Below are 17,851 nucleotides of genomic sequence, written 5' to 3'. Positions count from 1 at the left end.
CCTTTCGCGACACAAGGCCGCTCCCACATTGATCGGCGTACGCAGGACTTTTGTGGGAGCGGCCTTGTGTCGCGATGGAGGCCAAAGGCCTCCCAGGATCTACCAGGCTATCAATGCGCCCAAGGCAAGATCGGTATCGCAGTCACCGCATTCTGCGGGCTGCCCTCGATCATGCGGTCGCTGTATACCAGGTACACCAGCGTATTGCGCTTCTTGTCCAGGAAGCGCACCACCTGCATGGTCTTGAACACCAGCGAGGTGCGCTCCTTGAACACCTCCTCGCCGTCTTTCAACTCACCCTTGAAGTTGATCGGCCCAACCTGACGGCAAGCAATCGATGCCTCCGCACGGTCCTCGGCCAGCCCCAACCCACCCTTCACACCGCCTGTCTTGGCCCGCGACAGGTAGCAGGTCACGCCCTCGACCTTGGGGTCGTCGAACGCCTCGACCACGATGCGGTCGTTCGGCCCGAGGAACTTGAACACGGTGGACACCTGGCCGATTTCCTCGGCCCCGGCCAGCATTGGCAGCACCAGCGCTATCACGCCGATCACCCGCTTGAACAGGCTCATACCAGCACCAGGTTGTCGCGGTGCACCAGCTCCGGCTCGGCGCTGTAGCCCAGCAGGCTTTCGATGGCATCGGACGGCTGACCAATGATCTTCTGCGCTTCCAGGGCACTGTAGTTGGCCAACCCGCGCGCCACTTCCAGACCGTCCGGGCCGACGCACACCACCATCTCGCCACGGCGGAAACTACCCTGCACCGTCTTCACGCCAACCGGCAGCAAGCTCTTGTTGGCCTGGCGCAGCGCCTGCACGGCACCGGCGTCCAGCACCAGGGTGCCACGGGTTTGCAGGTGACCGGCCAGCCACTGCTTGCGTGCAGCCAGCATGCCGCGCTCGGGCGACAGCAGAGTCCCCAGGCGCTCGCCCGCCTTGAGGCGGTCCAGCACGCGCTCGATGCGGCCACCAATGATGATGGTGTGGGCACCGGAACGGGCAGCCAGGCGCGCAGCGCGCAGCTTGGTCTGCATGCCGCCACGGCCCAGCGCACCACCGGTGCCACCGGCCACGGCGTCCAGCGACGGGTCGTCGGCGCGGGCTTCGTAAATCAGCTGGGCTTCGGGGTTGTTGCGCGGGTCGGCGTCGAACATGCCATCGCGGTCGGTGAGGATCACCAGCAGGTCGGCCTCGACCAGGTTGGCCACCAGCGCCGCCAGGGTGTCGTTGTCGCCGAAACGGATCTCGTCGGTGACCACGGTGTCGTTTTCGTTGATCACCGGCACCACGCCCAGGTCGACCAGCGTGCGCAGGGTGCTGCGGGCGTTCAGGTAACGCTTGCGGTCGGACAGGTCGTCATGGGTTAGCAGGATCTGCGCGGTGTGCTTGCCGTGCTCGCCGAAGCTCGACTCCCACGCCTGCACCAGGCGCATCTGGCCGAGTGAGGCAGCCGCCTGCAGCTCGTTCATCGCGCTCGGTCGCGTGGTCCAGCCCAGCTGGCTCATGCCGGCAGCCACGGCCCCGGAAGAGACCAGTACCAACTCCACGCCTGCCTCACGCAGCGCGACCATCTGCTCGACCCAAACGGCCATGGCACCGCGGTCGAGGCCCTTGCCATCGGCGGTCAGCAGAGCACTGCCAATCTTCACGACCCAGCGCTTGGCGCCCGTCACCTTGCTTCGCATCTTCTTCCAACCTATGTCGAATCTGTAGATACCGTGGATACAAAAACGCCGCTCCAGAGAGCGGCGTTTAGTGTACTGCAACCGATCAGTCGCGCACGTAAATGATTTCCGGGCCGTCTTCGTCGTCCTCGAAATCATCGTCCCAACCGTCATCGTCGCCGATGTCGTGCACGCTCTTGACGCCGGTACGGCGCAGGGTACGCGCGTCGTCCAAGGCCTGCAGCTGGGCACGGGCTTCGTCCTCGATACGCTGGTCGAGGTCGGCCAGTTCTTCGGCGTAGGCCGGGTCGTTGGCCAGGCGGTCGGCGCGGTCTTCGAGGTAGCGCATCAGGTCGTGGCTGAGTTTTTCGGTGCCCTGCTTGGAGATGGCCGAAATCACGTAGACCGGGCCTTCCCACTGCAGGCGCTCGACCACTTCCTGAACGCGCGCGTCGCGCTCGTCTTCCATGACCATGTCGGCCTTGTTCAGCACCAGCCAGCGCTCACGCTCGGCCAGCGACGGGCTGAAGCGGGTCAGCTCGTTGACGATCACTTCGGCGGCATCGGCCGGGCTGCTTTCGTCCAGCGGCGCCATGTCGACCAGGTGCAGCAGCACGCGGGTACGCGCCAGGTGCTTGAGGAAGCGGATACCCAGGCCGGCACCGTCGGAAGCACCTTCGATCAGGCCGGGGATGTCGGCGATGACGAAGCTCTTCCAGCGGTCGACGCTGACCACGCCCAGGTTCGGTACCAGGGTGGTGAACGGGTAGTCGGCCACTTTCGGCTTGGCGGCGGAAACCGAGCGAATGAAGGTGCTCTTACCGGCGTTCGGCAGGCCCAGCAGGCCCACGTCGGCCAGCACTTTCATTTCCATCTTCAGGTCGCGCTGGTCACCTGGTTTACCCGGGGTGGTCTGGCGCGGTGCACGGTTGGTGCTGGACTTGAAGCGGGTGTTGCCCAGGCCGTGCCAGCCGCCTTGGGCGACCATCAGCTTCTGGCCCGGGGTCACCAGGTCACCGATCACTTCCTGGGTGGAAGCGTCGATCACGGTGGTGCCGACCGGCACACGCAGGAACAGGTCGTCGCCTTTCTTGCCGGTGCAGTCGGTGCTGCCGCCGTTGGCGCCGCGCTGGGCCTCGTGGTGACGGGTGTAGCGATAGTCGACCAGGGTGTTGAGGTTTTCGTCAGCGACCATGTACACCGAGCCGCCGTCGCCACCGTCACCGCCGTTGGGGCCACCGTTCTCGATGAATTTTTCGCGACGGAAGCTCATGCAACCGTTGCCGCCGTCACCGGCCTTGACCCGAATGGATACTTCGTCAACAAACTTCATTAAAACCGCCTCTCGTCGGCAGACGAGCTGAATGACTCAAAAACATGAGGCTCTTGCAAAAATGAGCGCGGCGGCCCCGTACGACCGTAGAAACCAACGCCGGCAACCCAGACAAACAGCTTTGCAAGAGGCTCACCACAAACGAAAAAGCCCCGTCGCATGACGGGGCTTCTGGAGCGACGTCGCGATTAAGCGGCGACGATGCTCACGTAACGGCGCATGAACTCGCCTTTTTTCTCGAACTTGATCACGCCTTCGATCTTGGCGAACAAGGTGTGGTCCTTGCCCATGCCAACGCCGTAGCCAGCGTGGAATTCAGTACCGCGCTGACGGACGATGATGTTGCCTGGCTTGATAACCTGGCCGCCATACATCTTCACGCCAAGGCGTTTAGATTCTGAGTCGCGACCGTTACGAGTACTACCACCAGCCTTCTTGTGAGCCATGGTTCAATTCTCCAAATAAATTCAGGGGATCTAGGGGATTAAGCCTGGATGCCGGTGATTTTGATCTCGGTGAACCACTGGCGGTGGCCCATACGCTTCATGTGGTGCTTACGACGACGGAACTTGATGATGCGAACCTTGTCGTGGCGGCCTTGCGAAACAACTTCAGCCACTACTTTAGCGCCAGCAACAACTGGAGCGCCGATGGTGACTTCTTCACCGTTGGCGACCAGCAGAACGCGATCGAAAGTCACGGATTCGCCAGTGGCGACTTCCAGTTTTTCGATCTTGAGGAATTCACCTTCAGCGACTTTGTACTGCTTGCCGCCGGTAACGATTACTGCGTAAGACATGGTATTTCTCCGATAATCCTGCTCACCCAGCGCTTTATATGATGAGTATTGGCTGGCATGGCTGCATGGGGCTGGAACGGCCCGGTGCAATTGCGTAAGGCAGGTGCTGCCCAGGAAGTTAGGGTGCGCGATTGTACGCAACCCGGGTTTTGCTTGCAAGTGCCGCCCCCGGCCAGCGGGCACCGCGCCTTGACACACCGGGACCTGCGACCTAGCATGCCGCGCAACCTCACTGGAGCAGCCGATGCAACCCCAAACCTTCTACCGTGCGGTGGCTGATGATTTCAGCGCCGTCGACGAGATCATCAAGAAGCAGCTGACCTCGCGCGTGCCGCTGGTATCGAAGATCGGCGACTATATCACGTCCGCCGGTGGCAAGCGCCTGCGCCCCCTGCTGGTGCTGCTGTGCGGCAAAGCCCTGGGCCGCGAAGGCGACGACCTGCGCCTGCTGGCCGCCACCATCGAATTCCTGCACACCGCCACCCTGCTGCACGACGACGTGGTCGACATGTCCGGCATGCGCCGCGGCCGCTCCACCGCCAATGCCCTGTGGGGTAACGCGCCAAGCGTGCTGGTGGGCGACTTCCTTTATTCGCGCTCGTTCGAAATGATGGTCGAGCTGGGCTCGATGCCGGTCATGCAGATCCTGTCCAAGGCCACCCGTGTGATTGCCGAGGGTGAAGTGCTGCAGCTGTCGCGAGTACGCGATGCCAGCACCACCGAAGAAGTCTACATGGAAGTCATCCGCGGCAAGACCGCGATGCTCTTCGAAGCCTCGACCCACAGCGCTGCCGCGCTGGCCGAAGCGACAGACGAACAGCGCGAAGCCCTGCGCACCTTCGGTGACCACCTGGGTGTGGCCTTCCAGCTGGTCGACGACCTGCTGGACTATAAAGGCGACTCGCAAACCCTGGGCAAGAACGTGGGTGACGACCTGGCTGAAGGCAAGCCTACCCTGCCGCTGATCTACACCATGCGTGAAGGCACTGCCGAACAGGCTGCACTGGTGCGCCAGGCGATTCAGAAAGGTGGCCTGGAGGACCTTGAGCAGATTCGCGTGGCCGTCGAGGAATCGGGGGCGCTGAAGTACACCGCAGAGCTGGCCCGTGATTACGTGAAGCGTGCCATCGAGTGCCTCGAAGTGCTGCCGGCCAGCGAATACCGGGATGCGCTGGTTGAGCTGAGCGAGTTTGCGGTCGCACGTACTCACTGACAGACCGAGTCGCCTTCTTCGCGGGCAAGCCCGCTCCCACAGGAATAGCGCAAGCCTCAAAGGTGGCGCAGATCCTGTGAGAGCGGGTTTGCCCGCGATGCTTTTGTCCGGACATAATCCCTTCTGGAAAAATACCTTTTACAATGCAGGCCTTTAACCGCCCGTCTGTTTGTTTGAGGAACCGAAGTGAGCACTCTGCCACCCTGCCCTAAATGCAACTCCGAATACACCTATGAGGATGGCACTCAGCTGATCTGCCCTGAATGCGCCCACGAATGGTCGGCCAGCGGCGATGCCGAGGCGGCCAGCGACGAGGTGGTGAAAAAGGATTCGGTCGGCAACATCCTGCAGGACGGCGACACCGTCACCGTGATCAAGGACCTCAAGGTCAAGGGCTCGTCCCTGGTGGTCAAGGTCGGCACCAAGGTCAAGAACATCCGCCTGTGCGACGGCGACCACGACATCGACTGCAAAATCGACGGCATCGGCGCCATGAAGCTGAAGTCCGAGTTCGTCCGCAAAGTCTGATTACACAAAAATCTGCCAATTGGCGCTTGCTATTTAGATAATAAGAATTATTCTCATTGGGACTGCTATCCAAGGAGAATAGCCATGACTTATCTGATCGACGCCTGGCTGGACCGCCCTCACCCCTACCTGCGCATTCTTCATCGGGAAACCGGCGAAGTGTGCGCGGTGCTTGAAGAAGAAGCACTCGATGAACTGCGTGACCAGGGCGACCTGGACATGAGCGGGCTGAATTCGAGTGAACCGGGGGTGCTCAAGGAGCTGGTGCGGAACCTGTTTCTGTTCTGCTATGCGCGGGCGTTGCGCCCGGCGGGAACAGACTGGAACTGATGGCCCTAGCGAGGGCTTCGCCCTCGATCGCGACACAAGGCCGCTCCTACAGAGAACGCATACCCATGAGGTATCGCATGTCCCTGTAGGAGCGGCCTTGTGTCGCGACAGGGCCGCAAAGCGGCCCCAGCGGTATTACAGAACGTCGAGCAGCTCGACGTCGAACACCAGCACGCTGTGCGGCGGGATGCTGCCAACGCCTTGGGCGCCGTAAGCCAGCTCGCTTGGCACGTACAGGCGCCATTTGCTGCCTGCGTTCATCAGCTGCAGGGCTTCGGTCCAGCCCGCGATCACGCCGCCTACCGGGAATTCAGCCGGCTGACCACGGTCGTAGGAGCTGTCGAACACAGTGCCGTCGATCAGGGTGCCGTGGTAGTGCGTGCGCACGTTGTCTTCGCGGGTCGGCTTGGCGCCTTCACCGGCGGTCAGCACTTCGAACTGCAGGCCCGACGCCAGGGTGGTGATGCCTTCGCGCTTGGCGTTCTCGACCAGGAATTCTTTGCCAGCGGCAGCAGCGGCTTCGGCCTTGGCTGCGGCTTCGGCTTGCATCACGTCACGGATGACCTTGAAGCTGGCCGACAGGTCGGCTTCGCTGACGCGGCTGTCGGCGCCGTTGAAGGCATCGGTCAGGCCGGCCAGGATGGCCTCCAGGCTGACGCCTGGTGGCGGGTTGTCGCGCAGCTGGCCGCCCAGCTGACGGCCGATGCCGTAGCTGACGCGGGTTTCGTCGGTGGACAGGTTGAGTTCGGACATTGTCGTGCTCCACTGCAGGGCGCAGTGCAGCCGCGCCCTTGATGAAAAGGGCGAGCAGCCTAGCACACTGGGGCGCTGCGAGCAGCTACCAGGCCGAACGCTGGGAAATCGGCACCTTCAGGTCTTCTTCCGGGTGCGTGCCCATGCCGCACATTTCATCTTGCACCGACCAGTGCACCAGGTTCATCGAAACCATGGGGATGGTTTGCAGCAAGTTGCGCGCATCCTCCACCGAGTGCACACGCAAGCGCTCACCACGGGTGTCGGACAAGGGGTGGGCACGGCCTTTGACCCGGGCCTCAAGCAGGTAATCACCGCCTTCGATGGCGATCAGGTTCAGTTCATCGACATGGCCAGCCCTGGCCTCGGTATTGAGCTGATGCAGGTTCATGAGAGCACCTCGCGACGGGAACCACGCATGAGAGCTCATTTTTTGTACAGGCTGGCTGAAAGCACAAGCCAGAAACAACACCGCCCGTCCGTTTTGCAACGGACGGGCGGCGCCAACAGCTATCTGGCTCAGTGCTTGGTCAGCTTGTCCAGGTAGCCCATGCAGAATGCCGACACCACGAAGGTCATGTGGATAATCACGTACCACATCAGGTAATCGGTGGAGATGTTCTGCGCATCCATGAACACCCGCAACAAGTGAATGGACGAAATCGCCACGATCGACGCAGCAACCTTCATCTTCAGCGACGAAGAGTCCATCTTGCCCAGCCAGTTGAGCTTCTCTTTGCTCTCGTCGATATCCAGTTGCGAGACGAAGTTCTCGTAGCCGGAAATCATCACCATCACCAACAGGCCGCCCACCAGCGACATGTCGATCAGCGACAGGATCACCAGAATCAGGTCGGCCTCGCTCAGGGCGAAGACGTTAGGCAGGACGTGGACCACTTCCTGGAAGAATTTCAGCGCCAGGGCCAGCAGGCCGAGGGACAGGCCGAAGTAGATGGGTGCGAGCAGCCAGCGCGAGGCATACATCGCATTTTCGAGAATACGTTCCATGGAAAGTTTGGGACTCGTCAGGTGACTGGAAAAACGACCGCGAGTATAGCCAGCCACCTGTTACAGCAAAAGCCCGGTGAATGGGGGCTGCTTTGCAGCCCATCGCCGGCAAGCCAGCTCCCACAGGTACAGCGCAAATCTCAGGCACAGCGCTATACCTGTGGGAGCTGGCTTGCCGGCGATGAGGCCGGTGAAGGTGATTCAGGTCTCAGGATGAAACTGGTAATCCCCCAGGTTCCGACACCGCTCGCCATTGATCTTGCGCAACTGCGCCTGCAGGTGCAGGCACCAGATCTGCGGGTCCTCGGCCACCTGGTACCCGTGCAAGGTCAGGCTGTCGACAATGGCATTGAGCACCGATTCGGCCACAAGCGGCCCATGGAAAGGCCCTTGAGCCTTGATCGCAGAGGGTTGTTCACCGGCCATGCCGGCGGCAAACAGCAGCGTCCACATGCCGTTGTCCCCAGCCAGTGGGCGGATGCTGCATTCGATGCGGGTCACCAGGCCCAGGCACTGGCGTGTGAGGCTGAGGTTGCGCATGGCCGCGTCCCCTCCAAAGAGCCTTGTTCAGCCTGTACCTCAGGCTGTTTCCATCCTGAACGCTGTACCGTCCTTAAGTTCCAGCATAGAAGAACCGTACAGAAAGATGGAAAACCGGCGCTGAACGGTAGCACTTCGCCGCTAGCGCCGGTTTATTGACTCAGGCCGGTTTGGCCTGGGCAATCACCTCTTCGAGGCGTTCCTTTTCTGCCTTCTCGATTTCTTCCTCGCTGATCATTTCGGCGATTTCGCGCAGGCGTTCCACCACCCGGGCATTGACGCTGCCCTCGGTGAACTGGCCGTTGTCATCGAGCACCCCGGCCTCCTCGCCCACCAGCAGGCTCAGCGCCTCATCGGCCTGGCTGACCGCGTAGACGTGGAACATGCCGTTCTCCACCGCCTGAAGCACGCGCTCGTCGAGCATCAGGGTGGCAACGTTGGCACGCGGAATGATCACCCCCTGCTCACCGGTCAGGCCACGGGCCTCGCAAAGGCGGAAGAAGCCCTCGATCTTCTCGTTCACCCCTCCCACTGCCTGCACTTCGCCAAACTGGTTGATCGAGCCGGTGATGGCAAAGCACTGCTTGAGCGGCGTGCGCGACAAGGCCGAAATCAGCGTACAGGCTTCGCCCAGCGAGGCGCTGTCACCGTCCACATAGCCGTAAGACTGCTCCAGCGCGATGCTCGCGGAAATCGCCAGCGGGAACTCCTGGGCATAGCGGCTACCCAGGTAACCGGTCAGGATCATCACCCCCTTGGAGTGAATCGGCTGGCCCAGGTTGACCTCGCGCTCAATGTCGACGATGCCGCTGCCGCCCGGGTAGACGGTGGCCGAGATGCGCGCCGGCATACCGAACGCCGAGTCGCCCACTTCCAGCACGGTCAGGCCGTTGCACTTGCCAATGGCCGCGCCTTCGGTGTCGATCAGGATGATGCCGGCAAGCATGTCGTCCAGCACCCGCTGCGACACACGCCCGGTGCGGGTGGCCTTGGCCTTGAGCGCACGTTCGATGTGCCCGGCGTCGGTCATTTCGTCACTGGCCAACTGGCGGATGAAGTCGGCTTCGCTGACCAGCTGGAACAGGTCACCGATGCGCGCCGACAGGCGCGACTGGTTCTCTGCCAGGCGGGCGCTGTAGGTCGCCAGGCGCGCCACCGCGTCACTGGTCAACGGCGCCATGCCCTCTTCGTTGGTGCGGGTGCGCAACAGCTGGGCGAATTGCTCCAGGTTCTCGTCGACCATCGGCATGTCTTCGTCGAAGTCCACCAACACCCGGAACATCTCCTGGAAGTCCGAGTCGTGGTCCTGCAAGGCGTAGTACAGCTGGCGCGAGCCGATAATCACCAGCTTGACGTTGAGCGGAATCATCTGCGGCTGCAGGCTGACGGTGGCGACACGGCCCAGTTCACCGATCGGTGACTCCATCTTCAGCTTGCGCGACTGCAAGGAACGCTTGAGCGCATCCCACACGAACGGCTCGCCCAGCATTTTCTCGGCTTCGAGAATCAGGAAACCGCCGTTGGCACGGTGCAACGCGCCCGGGCGCAGCTGGCGGTACGAGGTGTACAGCGCGCCTTGGTCGGTGCTGTATTCAATACGGCCGAACAGGTTGTCGTAAGTCGGGTGCGGCTCGAACACGACCGGCGCACCACCGGCAGCATGGTGGCCGACCACCAGGTTGGGTGCGTACTGCTCTTCGAGCAGCTTGCGCGCGGCAGCGTCGGTCTTGCTGTCGTCGACCAATTGCTCGACCACGGTGCGCAGCAGGTTCAGTTGCACCGACTGCAGGTAGGCGCACACTGCGGCGTTCTCGGCATACTTTTCCGACAACGGCGCCAGCAACGGTTGCAAGGCCAGGGTAATGGTTTCTTCATTCAGCTGGCGCAGCTGGTTGTTCGACTCACGCTTCCATTGCGGCAGGCTGGCCAGTTCTTCGTTCAACTGCTCTTCGAGCTGGGCAATGTCCTCGTGGAATTGTTCACGCACGTCTTCCGGCAACTGGGCGAACTCGGCTTCATCCAGCGCCTTGCCGTCTGCCATCGGGGTGAAGGCAACGTTGCTGGCGTCGCGGTACAACGCTACGTCCTTTTCCAGCGAGGCACGCTCGATCACATCCAGGGCGCGGTCATAACGCTGGTTGAAGGCACGGTCGATGGCGCCCTTCTTCTGCTGGTACGACGGGTGTTCGAACACGGCCGGGAAGGTGGCCAGCAGGTTGTCGATCAGCCCGCCCATGTCGGCGATGAACGCCCCGGCGCTGCCGGAAGGCAATTCCAGCGCACGCGGTTCACGGGTGTCGTCGAAGTGGTTGACGTAGACCCAGTCAGCCGGGGTCTGCTGGCGCTTGCCCTCGGCCTTGAGGTAGCGCTTGACGAACGAGAAGCGGCCGGTACCCGGCTCGCCCATCACGTACACGTTGTAACCGGGGCGTGGCATGGCCACACCAAACTGCAGGGCCTCGACAGCACGCTCCTGGCCCAGGACTCCGCGAAACGGCTCCAGATCGTCGGTATTGGTAAAGGCAAACTGCTCGGGTGAGAAACGCCGGGTCAGGGCTTCAGGCGCGAGACGCAGGCGCGCAGCGACAGGATCGGGCATTGGGTTTCCTTACTTCGGCGGGGCAGATACGCAGCATTCTGGCGCTGCCCGCGCGCGCCTTGCAAGGCTCTGCGGGACTTTATGTCGCAGCCCATGCAAGTCATGTAACAGCAAATTTTTCGCAATCAACAACGCAACCTTTAGATCGTGCCTAAACTCCAAGCTGCGCGGGTGGGTGAAATGCTTTCCCGACCTGGCAACCGAGTTGCCAGAAACCCTGACCCTTGGTTAAGACAAAGAGAACAAATGCTATGAAACGGATTCTTCTGGGTACTCTGTTCACCGTGGTCTCGCTGAACGCCATGGCTGAAGCGCCAGGCGGCCCGAACTGCGGCTGGGGCAACATGCTGTTCGAAGGCCAGCGCGGCACGCCGGCACACTTCCTGGCCTCCACCACCAACGGCACCTCCGGTAACGCCACCTTCGGCATGACCTCCGGCACCAACGGCTGCTCCACCAAAGCCTCGCTGACCTACGGCGGCAAGTCGTGGTTCGCCATGAACGGCATGATGAACGAGCTGTCCGAAGACATGGCCATGGGCCAGGGTGAAGCGCTGACCACCTATGCCGTGGTCCTCGGTGTGGCCCCGGAAGACCGCAGCTACTTCCAGTCGGTCGCCCACCAGCACTTCAACCAGATTTTCACCAGCGCCGACGTCACTGCTGAAACTGTCCACAGCAACACCCTGGCCGTTCTGAAGAACGACCCACGCCTGGCCAAATACGCTACCGAGGCCTAAGCCCTGCTGCTCCCGCCCCACCCGGGGCGGGTTTCGCCTTTTTCGGCATCGTCAAGAAGTAGTTGCCCGATATGCTCAAACGCCTCGCTGCCCTGGCGCTGTGTGCCTGCGCCCCTGTTCATGCCGCGCCCGTGCTGGATCAAAGCCGTCTCCAGCAACTGGCCAACACCCCTTACTGGATTGCCCTGGGCCATTACGAAACCGCCAAGCTCGGGGGCTGGCGCAGCTATGTGGACGACGATGCGTTCTTCCTTGCCAAGGACGGCGCACACCACCCTGACCAGGAGCTGCAAGCCACGGTCGACGCGCTGTATGCCCCGGCCAGCCTCGGCGACAAGCACGCCCAGTGTGTATTCCCTGCACGCACCCGCTGGCTACGTGAACAGCTTGGCCTGCAAGGCCTGCCGCAACCGGATTGCCAGGAATTCAAGACCTGGTATCAGTCGATCGACCCGCACAGCGCCGCGTTGATTTTCCCGGCGGCCTACCTGAACAGCCCATCGTCCATGTTCGGCCACACCCTGCTGCGCATCGACCAGTCCAACACCCGCAGCGACGACACCACCCTGCTGAGCTACGCGATCAACTTCGGTGCGTACATCGAGGGCAGTGACAACAGCATCCTGTACGCCTGGAAAGGCCTGATGGGCGGCTACCCGGGGCTGTTCGCGCTCATGCCCTACCAGGAGAAACTGTCCGAATACCGCAGCCTGGAAAACCGCGACCTGTGGGAATACCAGCTGGACCTCACCCCCGAAGAAACCGGGCGCATGGTCGAGCATGTGTGGGAGTTGAAGCAGATCCAGTTCGACTACTTCTTCTTCGACGAAAACTGCTCGTACCGCCTGCTGGAGCTGCTGCAAGTGGCCCGGCCAAGCCTGGACCTGACCTCGCAGTTCCCGTTGACCGCCATCCCGACCGATACCGTGAAGGCCGTGAAGCAGTCCGGCCTGGTCGCCAGCGAGACATACCGCCCTTCTCGCGAACGTGAATTGCTGGCCCGCGCCGAGCCACTGGATCACGGCGAAAAGCAGCAGGTGCTGGCCGTGAGTGCCGACACCGCACAATTGCAGAGCGCCGAATTCAAGGCCCTGCCCCGCGAACGGCAAGCGCTCGTGCAAGATGCCGCGTATCGCCTGGAGCGTTACCGGGCCAATGGCCAGGAACGCGACCCCGGGCAGGCGAAGCGCAGCTTCGAGCTGCTGCGGGCAATCAACGGCAACCCGCCGCCGCCCCTGCAAATCGAGCGCCCCGGCCTGCCCGAAGACGGCCACGACTCACGTACCTGGCAGTTAGGCGTGGGCACCCGTGAAGACCGCGCCTACGCCGAGTACGGCCTGCGCATGGCCTATCACGACCTCAACGACAATGCCTACGGCTTCCCGCTGGGTGCCCAAATCGAGATCCTGCAGTTGAAAGTGCGCCAGTACGAAGGCAACGACTGGCAAGTGCAGCGCCTGGACCTGGCCACCATCCGCTCGCTGACGCCGCGCAACGCGTTGCTCAAACCCTGGTCGTGGCAGGTGGCTGGCGGCCTTGAGCGCGTGCCGGGAAAACATGATGACGAAGTGCTGGTCAGCCATGTGAACGGTGGCGCCGGGGGTACCTGGCAGTTGGCCGACGGTTTGCTGGGCTTTGCTCTGGGCACCGTGCGGGTCGAACATCACAATGATTTCGCCGAATTCATCGCTCCAGCGGCAGGCTTCAATGGCGGCCTGCTGTGGCGAAACGGCTTGGGCAACCTGACGCTGGAGGCCAAAGGCGACTATTTCACCAATGGCGAAGTCCGCCGCAGTGTGAGCCTGAACCAGCAGTGGGAGATCAGCCAGAACGTGGGCGTGCGGTTAAGTGCATCACGCGAGTTCAGCCACCTGGCGACGGCGCAGAATGAGGTGATGCTGGAGCTGAAGTGGTATCACTACTAGTGACCCAATCGACTCTTTGACACCGTTTTGACAGCTCCCCGACAAATCGCCACCTAGACTTTCCATTATCAATTGGAGGGCTGGGTGGTTATGTCGCGGTACTGGTTCGGCGTGTGCATGGCGTTGTTGCTGTCAGGTTGTGAAACCACCCACGAGCAGATGGTCAACCGTGGTTATCCGCCTGCCTATGCCGATGGCTTCCAGGACGGCTGCAGCAGCGGCCGCCAGGCTGCCGGGCTGATGGTGGGCAACTTCCGCAAGGACGTGCCGCGCTATCTGCACGAGCGTCAGTATGAAACCGGCTGGGACGACGGCTTTCGCCAGTGCCACGCCATGCAAAACAGCGAAGAACAGCGCGAGTACCATGAGCGCTTCTGGGACGAGCGCGAGCGGGAGTGGCAACAGGAAAAGGATCGCGGTGCCGCAAAAGCCTATCGCCACGACTAAGTCAGTCGCAAACGGACATCCCTTGAAACCGACGGCCTGCCATGCTGGTCTTCAGCACAAGGAGGCCCAGCATGAGCCGAGCATTCGTCAACGAAGACCAGGCTGCCGACCAGGCCGACCCACCCGTCGAGCGCCTCGTCAGCGAACAACCCAACTACGTCACCGCCAACGGCCTGCGCCTTTTGCAGGCGCGCGTGGCCGAACTGAATGCCCTGCGCAGCGAACTGCAGGCGCAGGGTGAGCGTGCCGACAAACAGCGCCTGGCCGAGACCGAGCGGGACCTGCGTTATTTCAGTGCGCGGGTGCAGAGTGCCCAGGTGGTGCCGGCAGCGACTTCACGCAGCAAGGTGCAGATTGGTAGCCGGGTGCGGTTTGTGGATGCGCAGGATCAGGAACAGGTGGTGCAGCTGGTGGGCGAGGATGAAGCGGATGCGGGCCGGGGCTTGATTAACTGGGGCTCGCCGTTGGGGCGGGCATTGCTGGGCGCAGGGCCTGGAGATGAGGTAGTTTGGCGGCGGCCGGTGGGGGATCAGGCAATTGAAGTGGTCGAAATCGAAGTTGGACCCTAAGGGGCCGCTGTGCGGCCCATCGCCGGCAAGCCAGCTCCCACAGGATCACCACAGGTCTCAAAGGCTGCGGTAATCCTGTGGGAGCTGGCTTGCCGGCGATGGGCTGCAAAGCAGCCCCAAAAGCCTCGAATCAGACCACGCCCTGCGCCAGCATCGCATCGGCCACTTTCACGAAGCCTGCGATATTCGCACCTTTGACGTAGTTGATACGGCCATCCGCCTCTTCACCGTAGTGCACGCACGCATGGTGAATCGACTGCATGATGTTGTGCAGCTTGCTGTCCACTTCACCGGCAGTCCACAGCAGGCGCATGGCGTTCTGCGACATTTCCAGGCCCGACACGGCCACGCCACCGGCGTTGGAGGCCTTGCCCGGGGCGTACAGAATGCCAGCGTCCAGGAAGATATCCACAGCCTCAAGGGTGGTCGGCATGTTGGCACCTTCGGCCACGCAGATGCAGCCGTTGCGCAGCAGGGTGCGGGCGTCTTCGGCGCCCAGTTCATTCTGCGTGGCGCACGGCAGCGCGATGTCGCACGGCAGGCTCCACGGGGTCTGGCCCTTGCGGAACTCCAGGCCGAACTGCCCGGCCAGCTCGCTGATGCGGCCACGCTTGACGTTCTTCAGTTCCATCACCGCATCCCACTGGGCGTCGGTCAGGCCGGCTTCGGCATACAAGGTGCCTTCGGAGTCGGACAGCGAGATCACCTTGCCGCCCAGGTCCATGACTTTGCGCGCCGCATACTGGGCCACGTTGCCCGAGCCGGAAATCGCCACGCGGCAGCCATCGATACGCTTGTCCTGGCGCTTGAGCATTTCTTCAGCGAAGTACACGCAGCCATAGCCGGTGGCTTCAGGGCGGATCAGGCTGCCGCCGTAGGTCATGCCCTTGCCGGTCAGCACCGAGGTGAACTGGTTGGCCAGGCGCTTGTACTGGCCAAACATGAAGCCGATTTCGCGGGCACCCACGCCGATGTCACCAGCAGGTACGTCGCAGTCAGCGCCGATGTGGCGGTACAGCTCGCTCATGAACGCCTGGCAGAAGCGCATCACTTCGGCGTCGCTCTTGCCTTTCGGGTCGAAGTCCGAGCCACCTTTGCCGCCACCCATGGGCAGCGAGGTCAGCGAGTTCTTGAACACTTGCTCGAAGGCCAGGAACTTCAGCACGCTGAGGTTCACCGACGGGTGGAAGCGCAGGCCGCCCTTGTACGGGCCGATGGCGCTGCTCATCTGAATGCGGTAGCCGCGGTTGACCTGCACCTTGCCCTGGTCATCGACCCAGGAGACGCGGAACAGCACAGCACGCTCCGGCTCGACCATACGCTCAAGGATGCCGGATTGCAGGTAATGCGGATTGGCTTCAAGGAATGGCCACAGGGTGCGCAGCACCTCTTCCACCGCCTGGTGGAATTCAGGTTGGCCTGGGTCACGCTGTTGCAGGCGTGCAAGGAAATTGTCGACAGATTCGATCATGGTAGACATCTCACCGAAGGTTTTGGACTTATTGGTTTTTTCAGGAATGTACCAAGAAGCAATCGCACTGGAATAGGGCGTGATGTCGTTTTTTTGAAATTATTTGGTGCGCTTTATGTAAGTGTATACAAATTTACTGCCAAAACAGCCGTTTTCAGGTTTCACCAAGGCACAAAAATGGGGCTCCGCAGAGCCCCATTCTTGTGCAACTCAAACCGGCTTACTGGGCCAGTTTTTTGTGCCGTACACGGTGCGGCTGGGCAGCAGCATCGCCCAGGCGCTTTTTGCGGTCGGCTTCGTACTCGGTGTAGTTACCTTCGAAGAACACCACGTTCGAGTCGTCTTCGTACGCCAGGATGTGGGTAGCCACACGGTCCAGGAACCAACGGTCGTGGGAAATCACGATCGCGGCGCCCGGGAAGTCCAGCAGGGCTTCTTCCAGCGAACGCAGGGTTTCAACGTCCAGGTCGTTGGACGGTTCGTCGAGCAGCAGGACGTTGCCGCCCTCCTTCAGGGTCAGGGCCAGGTGCAGGCGGCCACGCTCACCGCCGGACAGGTCCTTGACGAACTTCTGCTGGTCGCCACCCTTGAAGTTGAAGCGGCCAACGTAGGTACGCGACGGGATCTCGTAGTTGCCGATGCGGATCATGTCGGAACCGTCGGAAACCTGCTGGAACACGGTCTTGGCACCGTCCAGGTCTTCACGGCTCTGGTCCACGCAGGCCAGTTGCACGGTTTCACCGATCTCGATGCTGCCCGAGTCCGGCTGCTCCTTGCCCATCAGCATGCGGAACAGGGTCGACTTACCGGCACCGTTACCACCGATAACGCCGACGATGGCGCCTTTAGGCATGGCGAACGACAGGTTGTCGATCAGCACGCGGTCGCCGTAGCCTTTGGTGACGTTCTTGAACTCGATGACCTTGTCGCCCAGGCGCGGGCCAGCCGGGATGTAGATCTCGTTGGTTTCGCTGCGCTTCTGGAATTCCTGCGACTGCATTTCTTCAAAGCGCTGCAGACGGGCCTTGGATTTGGACTGGCGAGCCTTGGCGCCTTTACGCACCCACTCCAGTTCCTCTTTCATGGCCTTTTCGTGGGCGCTCTGCTGCTTGGATTCCTGCGCCAGACGGTCCGACTTGGCTTCCAGCCAGCCCGAGTAGTTGCCTTCGTACGGGATGCCGGCGCCGCGGTCCAGTTCCAGGATCCAGCCGGCGACGTTGTCGAGGAAGTAACGGTCGTGGGTAATCGCAACCACGGTGCCCGGGAAATCGTGCAGGAAGCGCTCCAGCCAGGCCACCGAATCGGCATCCAGGTGGTTGGTTGGTTCGTCGAGCAGCAGCATGTCGGGGGCCGACAGCAGCAGGCGGCACAGGGCCACACGGCGCTTCTCACCACCGGACAGGTGCTCGATGCGGGCATCCCAGGCAGGCAGGCGCAGAGCATCGGCGGCGACGTCCAGCTGGCGCTCCAGGTTGTGGCCATCGGCGGCTTGCAGAATGGCTTCCAGCTTGGCCTGTTCGGCAGCCAGCTTGTCGAAGTCGGCATCCGGTTCGGCGTAGGCGGCGTAAACCTCGTCCAGGCGCGCCTGGGCATCCTTGATCACGCTGACGGCTTCCTCGACCACTTCGCGAACGGACTTGTTAGGGTCCAGTTGCGGTTCCTGCGGCAGGTAGCCTACGTTGATGTCGGGCATCGGACGGGCTTCGCCGTCGAATTCCTTGTCGACGCCCGCCATGATCCGCAGCAGGGTCGACTTACCGGCGCCGTTCAGGCCGAGCACGCCAATCTTGGCGCCCGGGAAGAACGACAGGGAAATGTTCTTGAGAATTTCCCGCTTCGGCGGCACGACCTTGCTCAGCCGATGCATGGTGTAGACGTATTGAGCCAAAACCAAGCCCTCTAATCAGATAGGTAAAGACATCGACGATCG

Annotated in this window: 19 protein-coding genes; 7 read left to right on the top strand and 12 right to left on the bottom strand. The window is 61.9% G+C overall.

What is annotated here, in order from left to right; genetic code table 11:
- Nucleotides 1-110: 110 nt before the first annotated feature.
- The 5 genes from A0O30_RS03485 to rplU form a co-directional block, all read right to left on the bottom strand.
- A complete protein-coding gene (locus A0O30_RS03485; protein ID WP_105945585.1) occupies nt 111-572 on the bottom strand; it encodes a CreA family protein in 462 nt (153 codons plus the stop codon).
- On the bottom strand, nt 569-1,687 hold the full coding sequence (gene proB, locus A0O30_RS03480; protein WP_025754691.1) for a glutamate 5-kinase: 1,119 nt from the start codon (nt 1,685-1,687) through the stop codon (nt 569-571). Before proB ends, A0O30_RS03485 begins: the two co-directional genes overlap by 4 nt.
- 85 nt (nt 1,688-1,772) lie before the next feature.
- Nucleotides 1,773-2,999 (bottom strand): Obg family GTPase CgtA, encoded by a 1,227-nt coding sequence (gene cgtA, locus A0O30_RS03475; RefSeq protein ID WP_060500244.1) that lies wholly within the window; start codon nt 2,997-2,999, stop codon nt 1,773-1,775.
- Nucleotides 3,000-3,187: 188 nt separating this feature from the next.
- Complete coding sequence (gene rpmA / locus A0O30_RS03470; RefSeq protein ID WP_003247464.1) at nt 3,188-3,445, bottom strand: 50S ribosomal protein L27; 258 nt, start codon at nt 3,443-3,445, stop codon at nt 3,188-3,190.
- A 38-nt stretch (nt 3,446-3,483) separates the two neighbouring features.
- Nucleotides 3,484-3,798 (bottom strand): 50S ribosomal protein L21, encoded by a 315-nt coding sequence (gene rplU, locus A0O30_RS03465; RefSeq protein ID WP_003247466.1) that lies wholly within the window; start codon nt 3,796-3,798, stop codon nt 3,484-3,486.
- Nucleotides 3,799-4,042: 244 nt separating this feature from the next.
- Here rplU and A0O30_RS03460 point away from each other — a divergent pair, with 244 nt between their 5' ends.
- The 3 genes from A0O30_RS03460 to A0O30_RS03445 all read left to right on the top strand — a co-directional run bounded on the left by A0O30_RS03460 (nt 4,043) and on the right by A0O30_RS03445 (nt 5,869).
- Nucleotides 4,043-5,011: a polyprenyl synthetase family protein gene (locus A0O30_RS03460; RefSeq protein ID WP_016713348.1), complete on the top strand. Its 969-nt coding sequence runs from the start codon at nt 4,043-4,045 to the stop codon at nt 5,009-5,011.
- A gap of 186 nt (nt 5,012-5,197) precedes the next feature.
- Entirely contained in the window at nt 5,198-5,539 is a 342-nt protein-coding gene (locus tag A0O30_RS03450) for a zinc ribbon domain-containing protein YjdM (protein ID WP_009686103.1), read from the top strand.
- An 84-nt stretch (nt 5,540-5,623) separates the two neighbouring features.
- On the top strand, nt 5,624-5,869 hold the full coding sequence (locus A0O30_RS03445) for a hypothetical protein (protein ID WP_016713350.1): 246 nt from the start codon (nt 5,624-5,626) through the stop codon (nt 5,867-5,869).
- A 135-nt stretch (nt 5,870-6,004) separates the two neighbouring features.
- Here the strand turns inward: A0O30_RS03445 and A0O30_RS03440 are convergent, their stop codons facing one another.
- The 5 genes from A0O30_RS03440 to A0O30_RS03420 form a co-directional block, all read right to left on the bottom strand.
- Complete coding sequence (locus A0O30_RS03440; protein WP_016713351.1) at nt 6,005-6,622, bottom strand: FKBP-type peptidyl-prolyl cis-trans isomerase; 618 nt, start codon at nt 6,620-6,622, stop codon at nt 6,005-6,007.
- A gap of 85 nt (nt 6,623-6,707) precedes the next feature.
- Nucleotides 6,708-7,013 carry a DUF6482 family protein gene (locus tag A0O30_RS03435; RefSeq protein ID WP_105945583.1) on the bottom strand — a complete coding sequence of 102 codons (306 nt, stop codon included), beginning with the start codon at nt 7,011-7,013 and terminating at the stop codon, nt 6,708-6,710.
- A gap of 128 nt (nt 7,014-7,141) precedes the next feature.
- The gene (locus A0O30_RS03430; protein WP_003247486.1) at nt 7,142-7,630 is read right to left on the bottom strand and encodes a TIGR00645 family protein; all 489 of its coding nucleotides are present in this window, start codon (nt 7,628-7,630) and stop codon (nt 7,142-7,144) included.
- A 201-nt stretch (nt 7,631-7,831) separates the two neighbouring features.
- A complete protein-coding gene (locus A0O30_RS03425) occupies nt 7,832-8,170 on the bottom strand; it encodes a hypothetical protein (RefSeq protein ID WP_084297418.1) in 339 nt (112 codons plus the stop codon).
- A 160-nt stretch (nt 8,171-8,330) separates the two neighbouring features.
- Complete coding sequence (locus tag A0O30_RS03420) at nt 8,331-10,769, bottom strand: Lon protease family protein (RefSeq protein WP_019099374.1); 2,439 nt, start codon at nt 10,767-10,769, stop codon at nt 8,331-8,333.
- Between the two features lie 251 nt (nt 10,770-11,020).
- On the opposite strand from A0O30_RS03420, the gene A0O30_RS03415 reads away from it, so the two are divergent.
- From A0O30_RS03415 to A0O30_RS03400, 4 genes are all read left to right on the top strand, one after another.
- Entirely contained in the window at nt 11,021-11,509 is a 489-nt protein-coding gene (locus A0O30_RS03415; RefSeq protein WP_016713355.1) for a DUF3015 domain-containing protein, read from the top strand.
- A 71-nt stretch (nt 11,510-11,580) separates the two neighbouring features.
- Nucleotides 11,581-13,434: a DUF4105 domain-containing protein gene (locus tag A0O30_RS03410; protein ID WP_105945582.1), complete on the top strand. Its 1,854-nt coding sequence runs from the start codon at nt 11,581-11,583 to the stop codon at nt 13,432-13,434.
- A 90-nt stretch (nt 13,435-13,524) separates the two neighbouring features.
- A complete protein-coding gene (locus A0O30_RS03405) occupies nt 13,525-13,881 on the top strand; it encodes a hypothetical protein (protein ID WP_105945581.1) in 357 nt (118 codons plus the stop codon).
- 71 nt (nt 13,882-13,952) lie between these two features.
- Nucleotides 13,953-14,450, top strand: a complete 498-nt coding sequence (locus A0O30_RS03400; protein WP_105945580.1) for a GreA/GreB family elongation factor — start codon at nt 13,953-13,955, stop codon at nt 14,448-14,450.
- Between the two features lie 130 nt (nt 14,451-14,580).
- On the opposite strand, the gene gdhA is transcribed toward A0O30_RS03400, so the two are convergent.
- The gene (gdhA, locus tag A0O30_RS03395) at nt 14,581-15,921 is read right to left on the bottom strand and encodes an NADP-specific glutamate dehydrogenase (protein WP_027609768.1); all 1,341 of its coding nucleotides are present in this window, start codon (nt 15,919-15,921) and stop codon (nt 14,581-14,583) included.
- Nucleotides 15,922-16,141: 220 nt separating this feature from the next.
- Complete coding sequence (gene ettA / locus A0O30_RS03390; RefSeq protein ID WP_105945579.1) at nt 16,142-17,809, bottom strand: energy-dependent translational throttle protein EttA; 1,668 nt, start codon at nt 17,807-17,809, stop codon at nt 16,142-16,144.
- Nucleotides 17,810-17,851 lie beyond the last annotated feature (42 nt).

The sequence above is a fragment of the Pseudomonas sp. LLC-1 genome, assembly GCF_002992185.1.
GTDB lineage: Bacteria > Pseudomonadota > Gammaproteobacteria > Pseudomonadales > Pseudomonadaceae > Aquipseudomonas > Aquipseudomonas monteilii.
Note: the sequence above shows the minus strand (reverse complement) of the source record. Positions and strands in the feature narration are given on the sequence as shown.